26 protein-coding genes are annotated in these 22462 nt (G+C 26.9%); 20 read left to right on the top strand and 6 right to left on the bottom strand.

Features of this window, described 5'->3' with window-relative positions:
• Window positions 1–1442 precede the first annotated feature (1442 nt).
• The gene (locus MHN29_RS07225; protein ID WP_235273859.1) at window positions 1443–1880 is read right to left on the bottom strand and encodes a hypothetical protein; all 438 of its coding nucleotides are present in this window, start codon (window positions 1878–1880) and stop codon (window positions 1443–1445) included.
• 616 nt (window positions 1881–2496) lie between these two features.
• Here MHN29_RS07225 and MHN29_RS07230 point away from each other — a divergent pair.
• The 4 genes from MHN29_RS07230 (at window position 2497) to MHN29_RS07245 (ending at window position 4400) form a co-directional block, all read left to right on the top strand.
• The gene (locus MHN29_RS07230) at window positions 2497–2655 is read left to right on the top strand and encodes a hypothetical protein (protein ID WP_235273860.1); all 159 of its coding nucleotides are present in this window, start codon (window positions 2497–2499) and stop codon (window positions 2653–2655) included.
• A 325-nt stretch (window positions 2656–2980) separates the two neighbouring features.
• On the top strand, window positions 2981–3160 hold the full coding sequence (locus tag MHN29_RS07235; protein ID WP_235273861.1) for a hypothetical protein: 180 nt from the start codon (window positions 2981–2983) through the stop codon (window positions 3158–3160).
• Window positions 3161–3347: 187 nt separating this feature from the next.
• Window positions 3348–3566 (top strand): hypothetical protein, encoded by a 219-nt coding sequence (locus tag MHN29_RS07240; protein WP_235273862.1) that lies wholly within the window; start codon window positions 3348–3350, stop codon window positions 3564–3566.
• Between the two features lie 639 nt (window positions 3567–4205).
• On the top strand, window positions 4206–4400 hold the full coding sequence (locus MHN29_RS07245; protein ID WP_235273863.1) for a hypothetical protein: 195 nt from the start codon (window positions 4206–4208) through the stop codon (window positions 4398–4400).
• A gap of 276 nt (window positions 4401–4676) precedes the next feature.
• Here MHN29_RS07245 and MHN29_RS07250 read toward each other — a convergent pair whose 3' ends face one another.
• Window positions 4677–5003 (bottom strand): gamma-glutamylcyclotransferase family protein, encoded by a 327-nt coding sequence (locus MHN29_RS07250; protein WP_235273864.1) that lies wholly within the window; start codon window positions 5001–5003, stop codon window positions 4677–4679.
• Window positions 5004–5274: 271 nt separating this feature from the next.
• Between MHN29_RS07250 and MHN29_RS07255 the strand changes: the two genes are divergently transcribed.
• The 7 genes from MHN29_RS07255 (at window position 5275) to MHN29_RS07280 (ending at window position 9207) form a co-directional block, all read left to right on the top strand.
• Window positions 5275–5445, top strand: a complete 171-nt coding sequence (locus MHN29_RS07255; RefSeq protein WP_235273865.1) for a hypothetical protein — start codon at window positions 5275–5277, stop codon at window positions 5443–5445.
• 131 nt (window positions 5446–5576) lie between these two features.
• Window positions 5577–5972, top strand: coding sequence for a hypothetical protein (locus MHN29_RS07260; RefSeq protein WP_235273866.1), 396 nt, complete (start codon window positions 5577–5579; stop codon window positions 5970–5972).
• 310 nt (window positions 5973–6282) lie between these two features.
• Window positions 6283–6498, top strand: a complete 216-nt coding sequence (locus MHN29_RS07265; RefSeq protein WP_235273867.1) for a hypothetical protein — start codon at window positions 6283–6285, stop codon at window positions 6496–6498.
• A 1217-nt stretch (window positions 6499–7715) separates the two neighbouring features.
• Window positions 7716–7934, top strand: coding sequence for a hypothetical protein (locus MHN29_RS07270; protein ID WP_239176070.1), 219 nt, complete (start codon window positions 7716–7718; stop codon window positions 7932–7934).
• Between the two features lie 349 nt (window positions 7935–8283).
• A complete protein-coding gene (locus MHN29_RS18345) occupies window positions 8284–8442 on the top strand; it encodes a bacteriocin (protein ID WP_370630562.1) in 159 nt (52 codons plus the stop codon).
• Between the two features lie 176 nt (window positions 8443–8618).
• Entirely contained in the window at window positions 8619–8783 is a 165-nt protein-coding gene (locus tag MHN29_RS07275) for a hypothetical protein (RefSeq protein WP_235273869.1), read from the top strand.
• Between the two features lie 226 nt (window positions 8784–9009).
• Window positions 9010–9207, top strand: coding sequence for a hypothetical protein (locus MHN29_RS07280; protein ID WP_150899004.1), 198 nt, complete (start codon window positions 9010–9012; stop codon window positions 9205–9207).
• A gap of 25 nt (window positions 9208–9232) precedes the next feature.
• Here the strand turns inward: MHN29_RS07280 and MHN29_RS07285 are convergent, their stop codons facing one another.
• On the bottom strand, window positions 9233–10627 hold the full coding sequence (locus MHN29_RS07285) for a GyrI-like domain-containing protein (protein WP_235273870.1): 1395 nt from the start codon (window positions 10625–10627) through the stop codon (window positions 9233–9235).
• A 311-nt stretch (window positions 10628–10938) separates the two neighbouring features.
• Here MHN29_RS07285 and MHN29_RS07290 point away from each other — a divergent pair, with 311 nt between their 5' ends.
• Window positions 10939–11496: an alpha/beta hydrolase gene (locus MHN29_RS07290; RefSeq protein WP_235273871.1), complete on the top strand. Its 558-nt coding sequence runs from the start codon at window positions 10939–10941 to the stop codon at window positions 11494–11496.
• A gap of 116 nt (window positions 11497–11612) precedes the next feature.
• Window positions 11613–11840, top strand: a complete 228-nt coding sequence (locus tag MHN29_RS07295; RefSeq protein WP_235273872.1) for a hypothetical protein — start codon at window positions 11613–11615, stop codon at window positions 11838–11840.
• A gap of 114 nt (window positions 11841–11954) precedes the next feature.
• Here the strand turns inward: MHN29_RS07295 and MHN29_RS07300 are convergent, their stop codons facing one another.
• The 3 genes from MHN29_RS07300 to MHN29_RS07310 form a co-directional block, all read right to left on the bottom strand.
• Window positions 11955–12536: a hypothetical protein gene (locus MHN29_RS07300; RefSeq protein WP_235273873.1), complete on the bottom strand. Its 582-nt coding sequence runs from the start codon at window positions 12534–12536 to the stop codon at window positions 11955–11957.
• Between the two features lie 100 nt (window positions 12537–12636).
• On the bottom strand, window positions 12637–12813 hold the full coding sequence (locus MHN29_RS07305) for a hypothetical protein (RefSeq protein WP_235273874.1): 177 nt from the start codon (window positions 12811–12813) through the stop codon (window positions 12637–12639).
• A 67-nt stretch (window positions 12814–12880) separates the two neighbouring features.
• Window positions 12881–13522 (bottom strand): response regulator transcription factor, encoded by a 642-nt coding sequence (locus MHN29_RS07310; RefSeq protein WP_150899009.1) that lies wholly within the window; start codon window positions 13520–13522, stop codon window positions 12881–12883.
• A 300-nt stretch (window positions 13523–13822) separates the two neighbouring features.
• Here MHN29_RS07310 and MHN29_RS07315 point away from each other — a divergent pair, with 300 nt between their 5' ends.
• The 7 genes from MHN29_RS07315 to MHN29_RS07345 all read left to right on the top strand — a co-directional run bounded on the left by MHN29_RS07315 (window position 13823) and on the right by MHN29_RS07345 (window position 22449).
• Window positions 13823–14044: a hypothetical protein gene (locus MHN29_RS07315; RefSeq protein WP_235273875.1), complete on the top strand. Its 222-nt coding sequence runs from the start codon at window positions 13823–13825 to the stop codon at window positions 14042–14044.
• 1673 nt (window positions 14045–15717) lie between these two features.
• Window positions 15718–15873 carry a hypothetical protein gene (locus MHN29_RS07320; protein ID WP_235273876.1) on the top strand — a complete coding sequence of 52 codons (156 nt, stop codon included), beginning with the start codon at window positions 15718–15720 and terminating at the stop codon, window positions 15871–15873.
• Between the two features lie 350 nt (window positions 15874–16223).
• A complete protein-coding gene (locus tag MHN29_RS07325; protein ID WP_150899014.1) occupies window positions 16224–16403 on the top strand; it encodes a hypothetical protein in 180 nt (59 codons plus the stop codon).
• Window positions 16404–16634: 231 nt separating this feature from the next.
• Complete coding sequence (locus tag MHN29_RS07330; RefSeq protein ID WP_235273877.1) at window positions 16635–16817, top strand: hypothetical protein; 183 nt, start codon at window positions 16635–16637, stop codon at window positions 16815–16817.
• Window positions 16818–16936: 119 nt separating this feature from the next.
• Window positions 16937–17350: a hypothetical protein gene (locus tag MHN29_RS07335; RefSeq protein WP_235273878.1), complete on the top strand. Its 414-nt coding sequence runs from the start codon at window positions 16937–16939 to the stop codon at window positions 17348–17350.
• Window positions 17351–17459: 109 nt separating this feature from the next.
• Complete coding sequence (locus MHN29_RS07340; protein ID WP_235273879.1) at window positions 17460–21224, top strand: efflux RND transporter permease subunit; 3765 nt, start codon at window positions 17460–17462, stop codon at window positions 21222–21224.
• Window positions 21214–22449 (top strand): TolC family protein, encoded by a 1236-nt coding sequence (locus MHN29_RS07345; RefSeq protein ID WP_235273880.1) that lies wholly within the window; start codon window positions 21214–21216, stop codon window positions 22447–22449. The genes MHN29_RS07340 and MHN29_RS07345 overlap by 11 nt, the downstream gene beginning before the upstream one ends.
• Window positions 22450–22462 lie beyond the last annotated feature (13 nt).

The raw sequence follows: 22462 nt of genomic DNA on the forward strand, positions 1-22462 counted from the left end.
AAATCTTACTAACTACTTTTGCAACCATATCGATTTGCTTAATTGTATTTTACTTTATTAAGCAATATCTAAGCACAGAAATTACACTTATCATCGTTCTATTATTAGCTTTAAGAGTTTTTAAGTTTTTTACTGGTAAATTATAAATACTACTATTTTTAGTTTCTTCATATTTGCCTTATGTGTATTCCTGCAACTATAATTAGTTTAATTATTTTTATCATTATCTACTTTCTTACTAAGAATGAAAAAGATGAAGATGGTTGGATTGATTGTGATTAACTACGGTTATTTTTAGTTTATATATTTGTTTAAATTATTTATGCTATGAAAGATCTTTTCCTTGTATCAATCTCATTATTCTTATTAATCAGTAATATTTATCCTGGTCCATTTTTAGATAAAAAATCTAAACTTCTAAAACCTTGGATAAGAATTGTTCTTGGGATAGGATCCTTAATACTCATTACTCTTGTTTTTTTAGATTAAAAATCTAAAGTTTTTTGTTATTAATCTTACTCGTATTTTTATAGTATGAAACCAAAATTTTCATTGAAGAAATATTACCCTTCCATATTAGGAGGAGCATTAGGTATTGTACTAGTAATTTGTTTTATGCTAATTATATTTTATACCCCTTGGTATATCCATATATTGATTGTTTTGCTTGTTATCTTTTTCTTCTTATACTCAGTTACTATGGATTAACTACAGTTTAATTTTGTTTTATTTATTTTTGGTTAATGAAAAAGATATTCTTTACATTTTACCCTATTTTTTTATTTTGCCTTGGATTTTTTATCTTCCTTAGTTTGAGTATTCCAAAGTTTAACGTTTACATATTATTTTATACAAATTGGGTTATTTTCTTTTGCTCAATCTTTCTAACTATTTCCATTCTAAATTCAATAAAATCTTATCAAATTAATTTCAAGATAGGATTAGTATTAAATTTACTAGGCTGTATTATTTCATTATTTCTACCAATACTTCTTTTTTTAGGAATGTTATGGCATATTCACTAATTCTCCATAACTACAGTTATTTAGAAGAGAAGATTAACAATTTTAAGTATAATTTTATTAAGTTTAGTATGTTAGAATTACCAAAAGAAATAAGTCATACTTTTAGAATAGTATTAGTAATAATTCGTTAAAAAATGAACCAAACAAACTCAATTATAACAAGGCTTTTAAAGACATAGAATGACGTCAATACAGTTTACCACTCACACTCAATACAAGAGAGTAAACTCAACAATATCAATAAAACCAATTAAAAACCCTCTAGTAAAATAGAGGGTTTTTAATTAGTTTTTTTAGTATTTCTTCATCGATTTGTATATGAAGAATTACGTGTTTTTGCTAGGGTTTTCCAAAGGATAATAATAAGCTAGCAAACGGGGAACTAACATAAGTTAAACTATGAGTAGCATTTTTTTATTATTGTTGAAACTCTCCAAATTCACTACTCTTTTCAGTCCATAAAAAATATTCTCCAAATAAAGTTCCAGATAATAATTCGGGCGTTAAATTCTCAATTTTTTGTCCATTTATAGTCAGTCCAATACTTTCGTTATTGTTTAGATTCTCTTCAATTTCTCTCAAGAAATTAAATGCGGTAGAATCCAAAATATTTAGAATAAATCGGTTCAAAATTTCCGTTTGCCTTTCGTTCAATCCATTAAAGAACTCAAATCGTTCATCTTCCAATTGTTGTAATTCAGGCGCTAAATTCGGGGTTCTTGGTAATTCAGAGTATTCCTTTGGAGTCATAGATTTCCCGAAATCTCTCTTTTGGGAATAATATTTAAAGTTTTCATCTCGTAATTTTTTTACGACTATTTCTCCAAGTTCTTTATAATTCTTTGAAAATTCCATTCAGTTAAAATTAATTCTGATTCGTGTTTTGGGTATTAATGCCAACTTGTTTATATACACATAAAATACACTCTTATACACCCAATTAGGTAAAGAGACCTGCGTATTTACATCTCTTTTTTTTTACAGCTAAGTTAGAGAAATAACTATTTACTACAATTATATCAATTAACTTCTTTTAGTTTTTTAATAGAGCTGAATTAATATTCATTTACTTAGTTGGTAGAAGAAATATTCTCAACGATACTTCGTTTCTCTTAACCCAATTACCAAAAAACAACTTAGCTTCTAAATTATCTTTAAAGTATAAATTAAGATTTTGTTTTTTTCATTAGCGTGATTAGTTAGTTTATAGAAAAGTAGTACTAAAGATTACTTATTTTCTTTTTCTTCATTCATAATTCTACTATCATTTTTATTTAATTTTTTGACATCAAAAAACCACTTCAATTGAAATGGTTGGTATTATCTTAGTTATCTTATCCATTTTTTAACTACACTATTTATATTATTTCTCAACTTTAGTTAAACAAGGTAAAACCTTACTTTTATTATGGTTTTTAATTAGTTATGTTAATTTTCATTATTTAGATTTGAGAAATCTAAAATTCAAATTATGTTAAAGAACATTTCAAACTTAGGTTCAACCTTGAACAAACAAGAACAACAAACTATTAATGGTGGAAATACTAACTGTGGAGTTTTCACTAGACCATGTCGAGATGGTTATGGTTTTGACGAAAACTGTTGGTGCGTTCCAGAACCAGGAAACTAAAATTAATTAGCGGACTTCGGTTCGCTTTTCTTTTTAATATATTCTTCACACTATAGTTTTGCTTTATTTTGTTTTTTCTATTTTCACTTCGTGAAATATGAAGGCTTTCTTTATGGTTTAATTATACTTATTGCTGTCGATTTAATTATTTATTATTTCGTTGAAGATATTTACAGAAAACTTGCTCGTAATATTTCACGAATTTTATATTTCGTTGGTATATTCATCTATGCAATATTTCTATCTTAACTACAATTAATATTACTCTATAGGAATTAAAAAATAATTACTGCTTTATTTTTACTTTTACAAAAACTATTGCTTTATGAAATATATAGAAAAACGTTGGGTTAGAATAGTATTAAGTCTTGTTTTAGGTGGCATGATTACTGAAATCTTACATATTACTACTGGTGATCCAAATAGACCAAGGGAATTCAACCCTACATTATTTTTTGCTTTAATCATATTTATTTTACTTTCTTTCTTTAAGAAAAAAACTTAATTCATAATACAGCTTTTAATTTATCCTGTATATTTTAATTTTTTTGTTATTTGAAACAAAAATTACTTGCTAGTAACTAACTTATACCCTCATTCGTTTTTACATTTATCTGCTACACTTTTGAATCTTTATAAATGGGTTTATCTATTATCATTTAATTTGAATAATTAATAATAAACTTTAAATTATGATTAAAAATATTTCAAACCTAGGTACTCTTTTAAATAAAAAAGATTTAAAATCTATTATTGGTGGTGGAGATGGATTTGTTCAATGTGAAAATGGAGCTACATTTAGTTCTACTGCAGAATCAGAACAATCTGTAATAATAAATGGCAGCCGATGGTGTCAAGACCATGGACATGGTAGATTATCTTGGTATTATTTTATTGAAGTTAATCGATAATAAGATCTTTAAACCATTTTATCATTCACATAGCATTCATATTAATATATTTTTTACGGTTTCACCTTACTAATTTTACGGTTTTTAAATCGGTTAATAGTTATTAACTAATTAAATTTCAAGGAATTTTTAAAAAAAACTTATCATGTTAAAAAACATTTCAAGCTTAGGTTCTGAGTTAAGTAAATCAGAACAAAAATCTATTAAAGGAGGTTTTGGTGATTCAGGTTGTCCTTGGGGAAAATGCCGTAACAAATTTGGCAGATGCTCAATGATAGAATGTCAACGTCAACAAGAACTTTAAACAACCAAATTATAAAAATAAAGCTGTTTGTTTTTATTCTAAAAGCAGCAGTTTTATTTTTCTTCAATCAACATCTTGTATAACTTATCAATCGACAAGATAACTATACTTTGTAATTTATTTTCTTTTTCAATTCTTATTTTATTAAAAACAGCTATGATTAATTTAATATTTAGTTAAACATTAAAAAAATTTTATTTTACTAAACCATTGTTTGTTTTTTACATTTCTCTATAAACCTTAACTAAACAAGGTAAATCCTTACTTTTATTACGGTTTTTCAACTCTAATCTTAATTTCTACTTTTTATATTTGAGAAATTAAAAACTCAAATTATGTTAAAGGACATTTCAAACTTAGGTATAGCCTTAAACAAAATCGAACAAAAACTTATTAATGGAGGAGATAGTATTTGTAACGGTAGTACGTGTGCTACATACGATTATCCTTATGGTATTGAAGTTACTAATGAACAATTCTATACTATTCCACCACAATTTAGATGCTGTGTAAAAAGTGGAGCATTTTAATTTCTCTTTTCTAAACTTTTACATTGCCATTTTCCTAAAAACAGGAAAATGGTTTAACTACAAACTACAATGTTAATTTTAGTAAAACAAGTAAGCTCTATATGTTTATTAGCCTTTACTTCATTTTGTATACATTTAAAGCAACTTTAGAGCTAAAGTAATTTTTCTTTTTATCACATTCTTTACTTTACAATTGTTTTGATGTTATTTATCAATTAAAAAAATATCTTATAAAAAGATCCTTTAAAAATTATGTTATATATAGATAGATAACATTTATTTTAAGGAATAAATATATGCTTCAACTTCTTCTCCTGTTTCTTTTATTGTTATGGTAGTTTTTACTCTTTTATAAGCTTGTCCTTCAAATTTATCCAACTCATCCCAATTATCTTCTAACTTATTTGAGTAAAATACATATCCATCAACCTTTTCAATTTTATTTTCAAGTCGAATTCCTGGAAAACCAACGTCTGCCCCCCAGCCTTCTTCGTATAATTTTCCCAAAACATATCCTTCTTTCCACTTTCCTCCTATATCTTTTAATATATGCTCGTTTGGTTTTTCTGGTCCTAAGGTACCATACACAAATAGTTTTTCCATTTTAGTCTTTTTAAATTATCTTAACTAAGATATAAACCTTATGCTAAGGTAATTCTTTATCTATTTATAAAATAATTAATACGTCCTAGTATTTCTAAGCTAAAGTAAAAAATTATTTATCCCAATTATATCTAATATCTTCTCAATTTTAAAGAAATAAAAACTTACATCCATTTTGTTTAAATTAAGGATTTTCCATACTTATTTTATGGTTTAATTTCATTTAACTATTTTTTTACTTTTTAGATTTGAGAAATTTAAAACTTAAATTATGTTAAAGAACATTTCAAACTTAGGCGTTTCCTTAAACAAATTAGAACAAAAATCAATTAATGGTGGTACTAGTGTACCTCCTGAACTTTGCATTCCTTTACCACGAGAAGTAGTAATATGTGTTGTTCCTTTAAACGAAAACTGTTGTCTTGAATGGGAATATGTTTAAAATTTTAAGCGGACAATTGTTCGCTTTTCTTTTTCTTCATCCCTTCATAACATCATATCATCTTTTAAATTATTTTTTTATTTAAAATATCTCATTTTTTATATTTTCGCTCCCTTAAAAAATCTATTATTATGAAAAAACTATTAATCTTAACATTTGCTTTTATTTCATTTCTATCTTGTACTGATTCTGATCAAGACATGAAAGATCCCTTTATTGGTACCTGGTATAAATTCTCTTACCAAGGTAAAGAAGTGAGTGATTGCGAAAAGAAAACTACTTTCAAAGTAGAAGAAAACGGTAACATTTCTATTTCTTCTTTTGAAGAATATGAAAATAATTGTATTGATGATGGAACCGCTTCAGGTAAATGGAGCAAACACAATGGTAATACCTATGGAATTACCTTAACAGAAGATTCTTCACCAAGCCTTAGAGAGCTTACTTTTAAAGATAATAATAATACTTTTTCGTTTACAGATAACGAAAATGGAAAAACATTTACCTACACATACAAAAGGAAATAACTTTTTAAATAAATTAAAAAAGAGTCGCAAAAATGCGGCTCTTTTTTTTGACTTATGATTCTACACTTTTTAGGGTAAAACTCATTTAACCCGTTTTATAAATACAAAAACAACTTTAGGGGTAAAGCTATTTTTGTTTAATGAAGAAAAGCTTCTGAAGAAGCTTTTCTTTTTATCTCATTTTTTTAAATAATTCTTTATGGCTCTATTCAACTATAGTTAAATAAGGAAAAGCCTTACTAATATTACGGTTTTATTTTATCTACTCTTTTTATAAATTCATAATTTTGAGAAAATTTAAACTTAGCTTATGATAAAGAATATTTCAAACATAGGAACCCCGCTTAATAAATCACAACAACTAACCATCTTTGGTGGAATATTTAATTCAGGAGGAATAAAAACATGTGTTAAATGTTCAAATGGATATGAAAAATGCTGTACAGATGGAAAATCACCTAGTGTTAATTGTCCTGCTAAAACTGGTAGTTGTGTAAAAACTGGAATTGGAGGAAGTCCCAAATAAAAAGTAGTCTTCTGATTACTTTTTTATTATCATTTTACCACTCCCCCCTCATTTATTTATTTTTTCACTCAAAAGTTGATTTTAACACTATCAGTTAGGGCTTTAAGCTTTTCAACTGTTATAAATATAAAAGCTTCTGAATTATGAAAAAATTAAAAACATTTTTACTACATGTAATTACAAAAATTAAAAAATTAATTGTGTATCCTAAATTGTTTCGTCTCAATAATATTGCGAAAAAACACATGGAATCTTTTAATTATCATTTTAACATTGTAGATAAAACCACTGATGAACTCCTTAAAAGTAAACATCATAAACTCTTAATTGAACACTTAACAAATCTTGAAAAAGTAAATAAAAGAATATCCTTACTCGAGTCTTTATAAACTTATCATTTTTGCTTTTATTAATTAGCAAGGTCTTGTTTTTATTAACCTAGTTATCCTATCAATGTTTTTTATATTGACATATAACAAAGGTTTAAAATAAGTATAGATTTGTTTTTATAGCTTTTACTTATTTTATTTTTTGTATATTATATACCTACAACTTTTTTTATGGGATGATAGACACAATAACAGTTGTTTAACATCCCCTTAAAAATGCCCGCTTATAGTGGGTATTTTTTATAAACTTTTACACTCAAATAAAGATTAGTGCATTTCATCTACACTTATTTTCATTTGGTCTGTTTTTGAATACTTTTATTTTTCTAAAAATTATCTTAAGCTAGTAAATTGAAATTAAAGTAATAATTTTATTTACGTAATAGTTAAATTTGAGAAGAGGCTATTTTCATAAAATTACTTCTTCTCTTTTTTAAACAAATTATTTAAAAAGGTAATAAAAACATTAAGCCTCTTGAAATATCAAATAAATCAATATTTGATTATAAACAGGCTTCATTATTAAGTATCTTTTTTTATATTTTCAAGAAACCTATCCTTTTGAGTTCTTCTTTTTTCTCCAAAGCATTCAATCCTACAGGATCTAAGTTTTTAAATGTACATCTTAAACTCAATGCCATTTCTCCATCAAAAAAACCTTTGTACTTAAAATATATTTTAATGTAACACCAAATAACAAATACCTCACTATAATCTAATCAAATATCTTTTTATTAAAATTTATTTTCATTATATTTAAATTAATATATAGTTCTATAGTATTAAGTAATATGGAAAAGTTTTTATAACTAAATTATTTCTTCAAACATGAGTATGAACGTATTTTATTTTGAACATTCCCATTTAAGAGAATTTATAGAAACTGCTTCTCTATTTTCTAAAAAATCTAATCTTATTATTACAACAATTATTCAAAGAAATGGTTTATATAAGGTAGAATTAGAAGAAAGACAAAACCTAAATGATAATGTAGTTGCTGAATTTATTCAGTTTATTAATAAAAATACTTCTTTTAAAATAACTTAACTACTTTTTCTAAAGTAAAAACTATAACCTTTTTTTTATTTTTCTTAAATATAATTTTCAACATTTACCCTAAGCTACATAACTTATCCTCTAAAAAATGATATATGTGAAGTTTTTTAATTATTCCTACTAAGAAGGTCTTGGTTAAGGCTAGAATAGTCGTTATATTTTTGAAGCAAGAAACTAAAAATTTCTTTGCGAATTTTATTCTATTTTTTTCTTATTAAACATGGCATATTAAGCAAGTTATTTTAAATTAAATAAGGTATAGCCTTATCTTTTTTACGGTTTTATTTCAATTTATCTTATCTTAAAAAACTAGATTTAGGAAATTTAAAACCCTAAAACCATGTTAAAAAACATTTCAAAACTAGGATCTATTATAGATAAGAAAGAACTGCAATCAATTAAAGGAGGTCTCTGGAATTCTCTTAATGAATGTCTAGAAAATTGTCAAGGAATTTGTGTTGAAGGAATCCGTGGACAAAGATGGGTATGCTTCGAATAAAATTATATTACCTGTAGTAAATTTATATGTTCTTTTGTTGTATGATATTAACTCTTAATTTTCGCCAAGCGTATAAACATTTTAGTTAAGTAAGGTAAATCCTTACTTTTATTACGGTTTTATTTTACTTTTTCTTTTTTTTAATTGTTAGGTTTGAGAAACTTAAAATTTAAATTATGTTAAAGAACATTTCAACACTAGGAAAAACATTAAACAAATCAGAAAAACAATTAATAAATGGTGGAGACGAAGATGGATTTTGCCCTGCTGGTTATTGCTTAAATAATAATGGAGGATGTACAGATCTTGCTACTGCCTTTTTTGATGATTGTGCAAACTAATTTTTAAAAGCCCTCAACTTCTGAGGGCTTTTTTATTTATTATACTATCCTTCTTTTATATTTTTTTCACTTTTTATACTATACAATTACACTTCATCTCTTTACTCACAATTAATAATATCTTAATTTTGGATTATTGTGTTGTGGGGACGACACTCCATGTAGATAAAAGGGGTTCGGGAAAGAGGCTCCTTTTTTCTACAGTTTTGAATTTAATATTATTGTTATGAATAAATTTGAAAGGCGTTTAAAAGGGTTTTATAAATACAAAAAACGATTAAAAAATTACGGTTTCACAGGTACTGAACATTATATTCTTAAAACTACAGGTAAACCTTGTAGTTGTTTTATGTGTAGCCCGAAAGATGAAAAACCTAAATACAAAGCATCAAAAAATAAAACGCATCATTCTATTATTACTTAGTGTTTTTTATATATTCATTATGTTATTACCCTAGTATTTCTTCAAGTTCTTTTATAAACTTGATTGCTTCTTCTTCTATTTTTTGAGTTAAATATTTTGCTTTATCAAAATTAGGCTCCTCCACCATCACGTGACTTATTATCTCTAAACTATTATCTATTGTTTCAGCTAAGTGATACTTTCCCCAGTCGCTTTCTTTAAATATTCTCCAATATTTTTTTCTAACCTCTTTATTTTGCCCAGATAAACAAATCGAAAAACATAATGTTTTATGATTTAAAACAATAACATACTTAAGTTTTTGTTTTTTTAATTCTGCAGTTGTTAATGAAAAATAAGAATAATCTGGATTTTCTTTGTAAATTTTCCCAAGCTTAAAAATCGTTTCATACTCTTTATTAAAAAAAGTTCTTAGTTCTTTCATGTAGCTTATCAATCGGTAATAATCTAAACTTTTAGGATCACTGTTGTTAGTAATTTCTGATCTTGAAAAACTTAGTCTCTCCTTTTCCTTACTATTTTTCATTTTATAAAGAGGAATACAAATATCTATAATAAACTTTTTCTCTGGATGAGTTTTAGAATCATTATGATATATTTCAAAAAAATCTCCATCTCTAAATTCATAACCTTTTTCAATAACCCAAATACACATATTCTTCCAGGCTTTTGAAATTTCTTCTCCTTTTATTTCAAAATGCCCTACGGCATAAACGCCTTTTTTTAAAGTTATTTGTCTAATTTCTCCTTCTGAATCTATATTTTGATTAATAGTTACACCAGCACTAAATCGTACTTTAGATTTTTCAGTAACATTTGGATTATCGTGATAAACCGTAATTGCTTTGAAATTAGAAAAGTCTAATACTCTTTTTTCATTTCCCCACTTCATTAACTTTTGAAACATATTTCCAATTTTTTCAAACTTTCCTATATCTGATATACTAGCAAGTTGTATTTCTGGAAACTCTTTTATTCTTATTTGTGCATTCATTTTAATCCAATCTTTAATATTAGTAATGGAACAAATGTATTTTTCAGATGAAAAAGTTTCTATACCAATCTTGCGAAGTATTTGTTTTCCTTCAGTTCTAAATTTAGTTGGATTAACACCATAATATTTTTTAAAAGCTCTCGAAAATGAACTATCACTATTAAAACCGTACTTATATAGTAACTCATTTAAAGAAACTTCAGAATCAACAAGTATAATTGAAGCTATGCGTTCAATTCGTTTTCTTTGAACAAACTCATTTAATCTTTCATTTACTACTGTTGAAAACACCCTATGAAAATGATACGGTGAATAATGAGCTTTTTTAGATAAAAAATCTAGTGATAAATTAGAGTCTAAATTATTTTCAATAAAGTCTAAAATAAAATTAATTCGTTTTAAATACTCTCGTTTTGTTTCACTCATCACAATTCTTTTATTTCTCAAACAAATATATCATTTACAAACATCTAAACTATAGAACTTAAACCAATTATCTTTTAACTTATAGTTCTATTAGGTTCAATAGAAATACCCTGTCAGTATTCATTTGTAATTTATATAAATATATTATTGAATAGATAAACTAGCTTTTTATTATAACATTTAAAACAACCTGTTTTGAAAGCTTTACAACTACATTATTTAAAAACATAGAATAACTTATGATTAAAAAGATAAAAAACTACTTTTTAAGTATTTTCGCCACATACTAACTTAAGTTATCTTAATAATAAATGAGTAAAACCAAAATTTACCTGATACACGGATATACAGCGTCTCCTACTTCCAACTGGTTTCCTTCTTTTAAGAAAGAATTACTAAATGAAAATGTAGAAATTATTATTCTTGACATGCCTAATTCAAAAGAGCCAAAATTTAAAGAATGGGCAAATCATATGGAGAAAATGATAATAAACGATAGTGAAAACACTATTTTTATTGGACATAGTCTAGGATGTGTAACTGTACTAAACTATTTAAATAGTAATAAACAAAAGAATATTAAAGGGCTTTTTCTTATCTCTGGTTTTGTTGACGAAACCCCTATTCCTGAATTAGAAGAATTCATACAACCAACTCTTGACTATCAATACATCATTAACTCAACGAAAAATCGAATAGCAATATCTGCAAAAGATGATGACATAATTCCATTTCAATATTCTAAAAGAATGGCAAATAAATTAGATGCTAAATTTATTTTATTGAATGAAGGAAAACATTTTATTGATAGAGATAATTTTCTCGATTTCCCGTTTTTGGTTAATGAAGTAAGAAAATTAATTGATTAAAATAATTACGATCTCTCTTATATATTTCGGAAGTAAATTAACTATGCTCGGAAAGAGATATTGTACTTTGAAGAAATGAAATTTATTTTAGAGTACTTAACTTTAATTTAAAAAAAATGTTTAAAAACATATCAAGTCTTGGTACAGTACTTACAAAAAAAGAACAGCAATTGATTAAAGGAGCATTTGGTCAATTTAACAATGGGTCAATAGGAATAGCTATAGATGATACAAAGCAACCTTTAAGTGGTGATGCTTGTTCATTAAGTAATTTATGTCCTACTGGACAACTATGTAAATGCGATGATGATGCTTGTACATCTGGAACTTGCGTTAATACATAATTAACTATCAGAAAGTCCCTTGAGATAAAAATTTAAAACTCCAAAAAGTACATTTAAAGTAGAACCTTAAACATGGTTCTACTTTTTAATTTAAATAAGAATTTAAGGGGAAACTTATTTATTTGTTCTTGCTATTTCTTTAATTAAATCTAACATTTCTTCTCGCTTCTCTGGTTTTGTATTTTTAAAAGTAAACTTAGCTAAATCCAATAAATTAGATTTTAAACTTACTTCTTCTGACTTAACATATCTTACTAATAAAAACATTACTGATACTATTAAAAGAGAAGAGATAAACGTCACAAAAAAATATGCTGCTAAACTATAATCTTGAAACTGTTTAAAAACCCAATACAAAATAAATAGTTTAGTAGATAGATATATTAATACAACCAATAAACTGCCCCAGAAAAATATTTTATTCTTTTTAACAGAAATAAAATTAACTACTAAAAAGACAGCAAATAAAGAGAATAATATATCTACTATATTTCTCCCTAATCTTTCCCAGAAATAATGAGATGAATCAAAACCAAAAACTTTTTGATTACTGATTTCTGTTTTTAACTTATTAAAAGCAGCTTTCTTTTTAGCATATGCATTTTTATATTCATTATACACCTCTGTATTTTTTGCATAGTTTTTTACCTTTTTTAAAGCTATAGCATTCTCTTTCTTAGCTTTATTGAATACCATATTAGCTTTACTATACGAGTCTGAAACTGGATTAATAAATTTATAAGAATAAGAGAGAGCAACTAAAACAATAGGAAAACAAATAAAAAATAAGATATGGCTAATCCTCGTCCATGTCCGGGTCTTCAACCCCGTCTCCATCTTCTGTAGTTGAATCTCCTTGGTTAATTGACTGTAATTCTGTTGTTCCATTTTCTGGTACTATTTTTTTATTATCCGTACAAGAAATAAAACCTAAAACAAAAATTAACACTACTACTTTTAACAATGATTTCATATTTATAAAGTTTAAAATTAGCTTTAAAAATACGGTTAAAAGTACTAGTTATTAATACGTTTAATTTCTATTTCTTTAAAAATAAATTGGTTACATGTTTAAATGCTAAAAGCGCTAATTGTACATTATCTTTCACATCAAGTTTTCTCCGAATTCTCTCTGTACTACTTCTATAAGCACTTCTTGTAATTCCTAACTTATTACTAATCTCATCAGATGTAAAACCTTCAACCAAAAATTGCATAACTTCAATTTCTTTACTCGATAAAACATCTGTTAATAATAATCCACTTGAACTTTCTAAATTCATATCTATAACGGCATCTCTAGATTTTTCAGAAAAATAAAGCTTCCCATTATAAACTGTTTTAATTGCTTCAACAATACAATCGCCAGATTCTTCTTTTAGCACATAACCTTTAGCTCCTAGTTCAATAACTTTTTGTATGGTAAATCCATCACAAATACTTGTTACCATTATGGTTTTAATTTCGGGGAACTTTTTATTTAAATGCTTTAATACGTCTAATCCATTATAATATGGCATCGAAATATCTAAAAGAAGTACATCGCAATAGTTATTATCTAACCATTCCATAAGACCAAATCCATCGGTTGAAGATCCTACCACACTTATACCTTCAGCTTTCATCATAGCTTTATAACCTTCAATAACAATTGGATGATCATCTACTAAATATACTTTCATTTAATTCATCTAATTTCAACAAATGTAAAGTTTTAACTTTACTTAAAAAGAGGACGTTTGTCTCAAATAATAAAAAATTGAAAATTTTTATCACCTTTCTTTACGAAATGTATTGTACTTTAAACAACTTCTCCTCTTTTATTAAATTCAAAAAACAATAAATTATGAACAATTACATGTAATAATATCTACTTAAACACTTTTACATAAAAAAGGAAAAACCATACTATAATTACGGATTTTCCTTTTTTATTTTTTTTACAATCCCCTATTTTTGAGCATAGTAAAAAAAATATTATTATGAAATATCAAATTGGTGAACAGTTAGGTTATGACTCTAATACAAACAAAAACCCTTTTGAAACAGAAACAGATGTTGTTATTATTCTTCAAACAAAAAAAGATTTCCAAGAAGAGAACAACAAACTAAAAGCTAGCTATGATTATTATGTACAATCACTTATAAGTAATAATGAATTTTTCTGTGTTGAAGATGAACTTAGTGTATTACCTCAATTTTAAATTATTTTTTCACTGATTTTAACTTCTTAAAAATAACCTACGCAAAAATAGCTATAACGTAGTGTTACCTTCTTTCCTTGCTTATAATTAAACACTTATAAGTTACAAAATCACAAAAAGATAATACTCAGTCAAAAGAAAAATATTTTTCAAAATAAAAAAACCCACTCAAAAAGAATTGAGTGGGAAAATTGCTATGAAAAAGAAGTCTTAAAGACGTCTCAATAAGACAAATACAATATACAATATATTTTTTTTAAAATCATAATATTTTTCTTGTTTTTTTATCATTTTTTGAAAATTTTAATCTTTATATATAATAAAACACTAAATCTGAATTAAGTATAAGTTAAAATTCGATTAATTATCAGAATCTCTCTATTCATCTACACTTTAATACTCTTCAACTAATTTTATAAATACAAAACTCAAACCAATACTATCTTTGTAGTGTAATTAAAGGTTTTGTTTTCCCATTAAAATAAATTAATTATTAGAAAAGAAGTGTCTGGAGGTGATAACTTCTTTTCTTTTTTAAATAAGTATGTGACTTAACATAAATAACTGTGTCTTATGTATATAAATTTGTGACACCCCTTATTTTTCATGGCTCCCCCGGGAGCTTTTTTTATTTTGTGACTTTTTATTTTTTATGGTGTCTTATTAATATACTTTGTTAGTGCTATGGGGATAATACTAATGAGTTAATTTAACAATTTGGAGGAGTTCTTTATAGAACTCCTTTTTTTGGGTTAAGAATTATGGAATCTCCTTACTTTTACTATGGCTTTTTATACGTTTCTAGATTTGTTTATATCTAATTTTGAGAAACTTAAAAAACTAACATCATGTTAAAAAACATTACAAACTTAGGTTCAATTTTAAAAACAACAGAACAAAGAAGTATTAATGGTGGACTTTCAAGTATTTGTCCAAGCGAAGGAAAAAGATGTAATAGTACGTTTCCAAGTCCGGTACACTGCATTACAATTCATGCTTATTGCTGTGTGGATGGATACTTTGAAAGATGTTAAAAAGTAGAAAGCGAGTTTATCTCGCTTTTATTTTTAATATGAATTAATTGTCCTTTATCTTAAGAAAGTTACAGTTTAACTTTACTTTCGATTATTTAATCGAACTTTAAAATTTATAAGGAAAATCTAAATTATCTTTATCATATAAATTACGAAATAAAAGTTTCATTATAGTTTGTTTATTTGATTAGTTAGTTTGGAAAAGAAGTATCCTATAAAAATGGATTACTTCTTTTCTTTTTATATTTATTTAATCTTTTTTATCTTTTTATAAAAAGTGTATTCTTTTTTTACTATATTTATCTGGCAATGAGGTATGGATAAATTAAATTTGGTCCCCTGATTAAATTAAAATTTTAAAAGCTTTTTCTCATAAGAATCTAATTTTATAAAAGCTTCAAAAAACTCTTAAATGAGTTTTTAATTATTAATTAGGTGAATAAACTTCACAGAGTTTTAAGGGAATAAAAATGAGTATTCACCTAAGATTAATTAAAATATATCTCATTGCTTTTTTATTCTTATCCAAACTCAAACTCTTTTATTTTCGCTTATACATTAATTCCTTGCTTTTTTGAATTTGTATCATTCAGCATATAACCATTATATAATTTTGGCTAAAATTAAAATCTTATAATTATGTTAGAAAACATTTCAAACTTAGGGAAACCCCTTAACCAATCGGAACAAAAAGCTATTAATGGAGGTTATATACTTATTGAGTGCTCTATAAGTGCAGATGCTAGTACAGATTGGTGCTGTCATTTACCACAAGGTTGTCCACAACCATTTTAAAAATTTTTAAGCGGGATTATTCCCGCTTTTATTTTTTTAAAGCATTATTAATCTTTTAATAGCACTAAAGTTCCCTTCATCTATACCTATAGTCCTTTCATCTAAACATCAATAATTATACTCCTATCACCTGTTATCTTTGATATATAATTTTAAAAGTTTTGTTTTTTCATTTTTAATAAATTGATTGATTAGTTAGTTAAATTAGGAAAAGAGGTATTCCGGGGGGACAGCTTCTTTTCCTTTTTATTTTTATAAAAAACAAGGCAAAACCATACTTTTATTACGGCTTTTTACTTCTCTTTTAATTTTTAACTATTTAGATTTGAGAAAATTAAAACAAACTAACCATGTTAAAGAATATTTCAACTTTAGGAACAATTTTAAATAAAAAAGAACAGCAAACTATTAATGGTGGTGCTGGTTGGCAACAATGTGGAGCTTCTACTTGTTGTCTAACATTACCTAACGGACACATATTAAGGGAACCATGTAGATGTTATGCATGGGGTGGATGTATATTGTTATAATATAATATTCATCTTAAATGAGTAGGGTATTTACAATTCTAATTGTTTATATATTAGTGTATAATACTTTCCTCTTTATTTAAAAAGAAGGTTCTTTCGAGAATCTTCTTTTTTAATTTATAAGATTATTCTATTATTAAAAACAATACGGATAATCCTTACTTTTATTACGGTTTTTTCTCTACTGTTTTTTCTCTTTTTATATAAGTTTGAGAAAATTAAATTTAAATTATGTTAAAAAATATATCAAACTTAGGTACTGCTTTAAACAAAAAGGAACAACAAGCTATTAACGGAGGAAAAGCCACTCAATGTAACTTAAATTTCTTATGGTGTCCTCCTGGATGTGAGTGTCATGTAGATGAAGTTCGTTGTGAACTTGTTCAAGTATGTAGCGGAGGTTCTTCTTTTTAAATCGCAATAAAATTGAAAGTGGGCTTGTCCCACTTTTTTATTAAAATACTATCTATTTCTTCTCATTTAACATATTTTTTAAACTATTTATTTAAAAGTTTATACCTTTGTAATCAATTATGAAGTCAATAGGTCATAAAATATTATCTTTTTTAATGGCATTTGTAGTAGTATTTTCTACTATGTCATTTAGTATTGATATGCATTATTGTGGTGACACTTTGGTTGACTCTACCATGTTTGGTTCTGCTGCTAATTGCGGAATGGAAATGGAGAAAACTTCTACTAAAGAATGTTCTATTTCTAAAAAAAACTGTTGTAACGATAAACAAATTAGTGTTGAAGGTCAAGATCAATTAAAAACATCTTTTGATTCTCTTACAAAAGATCAACAATTATTTGCACTTTCATTTATATACACTTACACTAATCTTTTTACAGAAGAGTCTAACAAAGACAATTCTTATAAAGATTATACTCCTCCTCTGGTCATCAAAGCTATTTATAAGCTAGACGAGACTTATTTAATCTGATTTTTAAACTATAGATTCTTTTATTCTAATGAATACTAATTCATTGGGATAGTTTTTTGTATTCGGTGTTTACATTCACCTATTTTCTAAAGTTTAAAAATCATAAGCAATGCTAAATAAGAGCATCAAATTTCTAATAGAAAACAAACTCATTGCCATACTATTACTTATCCTTTTTTTAGGATGGGGAGCAATAAATGCGCCTTTTAATTGGAACTTAGGTTTTCTTCCTAATAATCCAGTAGCTGTTGATGCCATACCGGATATTGGTGAAAATCAACAAATAATCTTCACTAAATGGGATGGCCGATCTCCTCAAGATATTGAGGATCAAATAACTTATCCTTTAACTACTTCTCTATTGGGAATTCCTGGAGTAAAAACCATACGTAGTTCTTCAATGTTTGGTTTTTCTAGTATTTATATCATCTTCGAAGAAGATATTGAATTTTATTGGAGTCGAAGTCGAATTCTTGAAAAGCTTAATTCCTTGCCTAGCAATTTACTACCCAAAGGTGTAAATCCAACGCTAGGACCAGATGCTACTGGTTTAGGACAAATATATTGGTATACTCTTGAAGGACGTGATGAAGACGGAAATGTTACTGGTGGTTGGGATTTACATGAGTTACGTAGTATTCAAGATTATTATGTAAAGTACGCTTTATCCTCAGCGAGTGGTGTTTCGGAAGTTCCTTCTATTGGTGGATATGTTCAAGAATATCAAATAGATGTAAATCCAGAATTGATGCGTCAATACAAAATTAATTTAAGCCAAATTGTAAAAACCATTAAGGAAAGTAATAAAGATATTGGCGCACAAACTTTAGAAATTAATCAAGTTGAATATTTAGTTCGTGGTTTAGGTTATATCAAGTCAATTTCTGATATAGAAAACGCTGTTGTTGCTTCGGAAAACTATACTGCTATTAAGATTAAAGACATTGCTAAAGTTTCTTTAGGTCCTGCTACTCGAAGGGGAATTTTAGACAAAGAAGGTGCAGAAGTTGTAGGAGGTGTTGTAGTAGCTAGATATGGAGCAAACCCAATGGAAGTGATTAATAATGTTAAGAAAAAAATTGATGAATTAAGCACTGGATTACCTTCTAAAGTTTTGTCTAATGGAAAAACATCACAAGTTACCATTGTACCTTTTTATGACAGAACTGAGCTTATACAAGAAACATTGGGAACACTTAATGAAGCACTAACTTTAGAAATTTTAATCACCATTTTTGTAATCATTGTAATGGTGTTTAATCTGCGTGCTTCCATACTCATCTCTGGATTATTACCCGTAGCTGTTTTAATGGTTTTTATAGCAATGAAGCTATTTAATGTTGATGCAAACATTGTGGCTTTATCTGGTATTGCCATTGCAATTGGTACCATGGTTGATGTTGGTGTTATTCTCTCTGAAAATGTAATTCGACATTTAAACGAAGACACTAAAAAACTACCTATAAATACTATTGTTTATAATGCTACAGCAGAAGTTTCTGGTGCAATAGTTACTGCCGTAATGACTACAATTATAAGTTTTGTACCTGTATTTACAATGATTGGAGCTGAAGGAAAACTTTTTAGACCTTTGGCTTTTACTAAAACTTTTGCTCTAATTGCTGCATTGGTAATTGCACTATTTTTAATACCTCCTTTTGCAGCCTATCTATTTAGAAAAAGAGAGATTAGAAAAACCTCTAAATACATTATTGGTGGACTTTTAATTGTATTAGGAACTCTTATTCTTATATATGAAAATTGGTTAGGATTAGTAATAATAGGTTTTGGAATTACTACTATTATTAAACAAGAAGTTTTTAAAATTTCTTTTTCTAATTTTAGTTATACAATTTCTAAAAACGTAATTAATATTATTATTTGTGTAATAGCTATTGTATTCCTTTTAGCTAGTTATTGGAGACCTTTAGGTGTTGATAAAAGTATTTTTATAAATCTTGTCTTCGTTTCAATTATCTGCTTCGGATTACTAGGTACTTTTACCCTATTTCAAAAATATTATACTCGAATTTTACAATGGGCATTAGAAAATAAGTTAGTCTTTTTAACCATTCCAACATCAATTGTAGTCTTCGGATTTTACATTATGAAAAATACAGGAAAAGAGTTTATGCCTTCTTTAAATGAAGGTTCTTTTCTACTAATGCCAACTTCAATGCCCCATTCTGGAGTTGAAGAAAATAAACGAGTACTTCAGCAATTAGATATGGCAGTAGCTAGTATTCCTGAAATCAAAACTGTTGTAGGTAAAGCAGGAAGAACAGAATCGGCTTTAGACCCTGCCCCACTCTCAATGTATGAAAACATTATTCTTTATAAACCAGAATACATGTTAAACTCACATGGTGAACGACAACGCTACAAAGTTAATAATGAGGGCTTATTCCAATTAAAAGATGGAAGTTTTATAGCCAATCCTAACAATACTAAAGATAAAGCAACTATAAATTCTGAAATAAGCAGTCAACAACTAATTGAAGATACCAATGGTGAATTTTATCGAAATTGGAGACCTGCTATAAAAACTCCTAATGATATTTGGAATGAAATTGTTAGAGTGACTAAACTACCAGGTGTTACATCAGCTCCTAAACTACAACCTATAGAAACACGTTTGGTTATGTTACAAACAGGTATGCGTGCTCCAATGGGAATTAAAGTAAAAGGTCAAGATTTAAAACAAATTGAAGCTTTTGGAGTAGAACTAGAGCAAATTTTAAAACAGGTAGAAGGAGTAAAAAAAGAAGCTGTTTTTGCTGATCGTATTGTAGGAAAACCATACTTATTGATAAACATTGATAGAGAAAAAATAGCTCGTTATGGAATTTCAATTGAAAAAGTTCAAAACGTTTTAAAAGTAGCTGTTGGTGGTATGCAAATTACTCAAACGGTTGAAGGACGTGAACGCTATGGAATTCGTGTACGATATCCAAGAGAATTAAGAGCTAATCCAACCGATTTAGAACAAATTTATATTCCTGTTGAAAAAGGTAGTCCAATTCCTTTAAGTGAGTTAGCAAGTATACAATATGAACAAGGTCCACAGGTTATAAAAAGTGAAGATACCTTTTTAGTAGGATATGTTCTATTTGATAAATTGGAAGATTTTGCTGAAGTAGATGTAGTTGAAAATGCACAAAAATTAATACAACAAAAATTAGATTCTGGTGAATTATCAATACCAAAAGGTATTAATTATCAATTTACTGGAACTTATGAAAACCAATTACGAGCAGAGAAAACTTTAGCTATTGTAGTTCCTCTAGCTTTATTAATAATTTTTTTAATACTCTATTTTCAATTTCGTTCTATAAGTACTTCGTTAATGATTTTTACAGGAATTACTGTTGCTTTTGCTGGTGGTTTTGTTATGATATGGTTATATGGACAAGATTGGTTTTTAAACTTCAATTTTTTAGGTGAAAACATTAGAGAGCTCTTCAATATGAAAACCATTAATTTAAGTGTGGCCGTTTGGGTAGGTTTTATAGCACTTTTTGGTATTGCTACTGACGATGGTGTTATTATGGCAACATATCTCACTCAAGTATTTAAAGAAAAACAACCTACAGATAAAAATGCCATTAGATTAGCTTCTCTAGAAGCAGCTAGCAAACGTATCAGACCTTGTTTAATGACTACAGTAACCACAATTTTAGCTTTACTTCCAGTGCTAACATCTACAGGAAGAGGAAGTGATATAATGATACCAATGGCAATTCCAATTTTTGGAGGAATGATTATAGATATAACCTCTTATTTTATTGTTCCTGTTTTATATAGTTGGAGAGAAGAAATAAAAAATGGAAAACTGAAAATGAATCATAAAACATTTTTAAGTGATGAAGAATAATAGATTATATATAAAAACAATCTTGACTCTAGTAACTATTTTCTTGAGTCATTTGACGAACTCTCAACAATTAACAACTTTAATTGATGAAGCTTTGGTAAACAATCCAAAAATTCAAAGGTTTGAATTAAAATATAAAATAGCTTCAGAAAAAATAAAAGAAGTAAATACACTTCCGAATACAGAATTTGGATTCGGTTATTTTTTAAGTGAACCTGAAACTAGAACTGGAGCGCAACGTTTTAAAATATCTGCTAAGCAAATGCTTCCTTGGTTTGGAACTATAACAGCTAGAGAAAACTATATAAATTCTCTTGCAAATACAAAATATGAAGATATTCTTATTACAAAACGAAAATTAATAGCTTCTGTATCTCAATCTTATTATAATTTATATAGTATCAGAGCTAAGCAAAAGGTTTTGTCTGAAAACATTGCTTTACTTAAAACCTACGAAACCTTAGCATTAACTTCTGTAGAAGTTGGTAAAGCTTCTGCTGTTGATGTTTTACGTTTACAAATGCGTCAAAATGAACTTGAACAATTAAAACAAATCTTAACACAGCAGTACTTAGCTGAACAAACTACTTTTAATAAGCTTTTAAATAGAGATAAAGCTATTAAAATTAATATAGTGGACCTGTTAAGTATTCCTCTACAAGACGATTTAATTATCTCTGAAAACTTAAAAATTCATCCAGAATTAACCAAATACGATAAGCTTTATAAATCCATTGAGCAATCAGAGTTAGTAAATCAAAAAGAAAGTAAACCGATGTTTGGTTTGGGGTTAGATTATCTAGCAGTATCTGAACGTCCAAATATGAATTTTAGCGATAATGGAAAAGATATTGTAATGCCAATGGTTTCTTTATCAATTCCAATTTTTAATAAAAAACACAAGTCGAAAACAAGGCAAAACGAATTGAAACAACAAGAAATAACAGCTCAAAAACAAGACCGTTTTAATGCTTTGCAAACAATATTAGATAAAGCTATTAACAGTCGAGCTTCTGCAAAAATTAGTTACGATACTCAGGTTAAGAATTTAAAGCAAGCTAAAGATGCTGAAAGTATTTTAATTAAAAACTATGAGACTGGTACTATAAACTTTAATGACCTATTAGATATTCAGGAATTACAATTAAAATTTCAAATGAATCAAATAGAAGCTGTTCAAAAATATTATTCAACAACATCAATCATAAATTATTTAACAAACTAAAAACAATTATTAA

The sequence above is a fragment of the Tenacibaculum sp. Cn5-46 genome, assembly GCF_022347705.1.
GTDB lineage: Bacteria > Bacteroidota > Bacteroidia > Flavobacteriales > Flavobacteriaceae > Polaribacter > Polaribacter aiptasiae.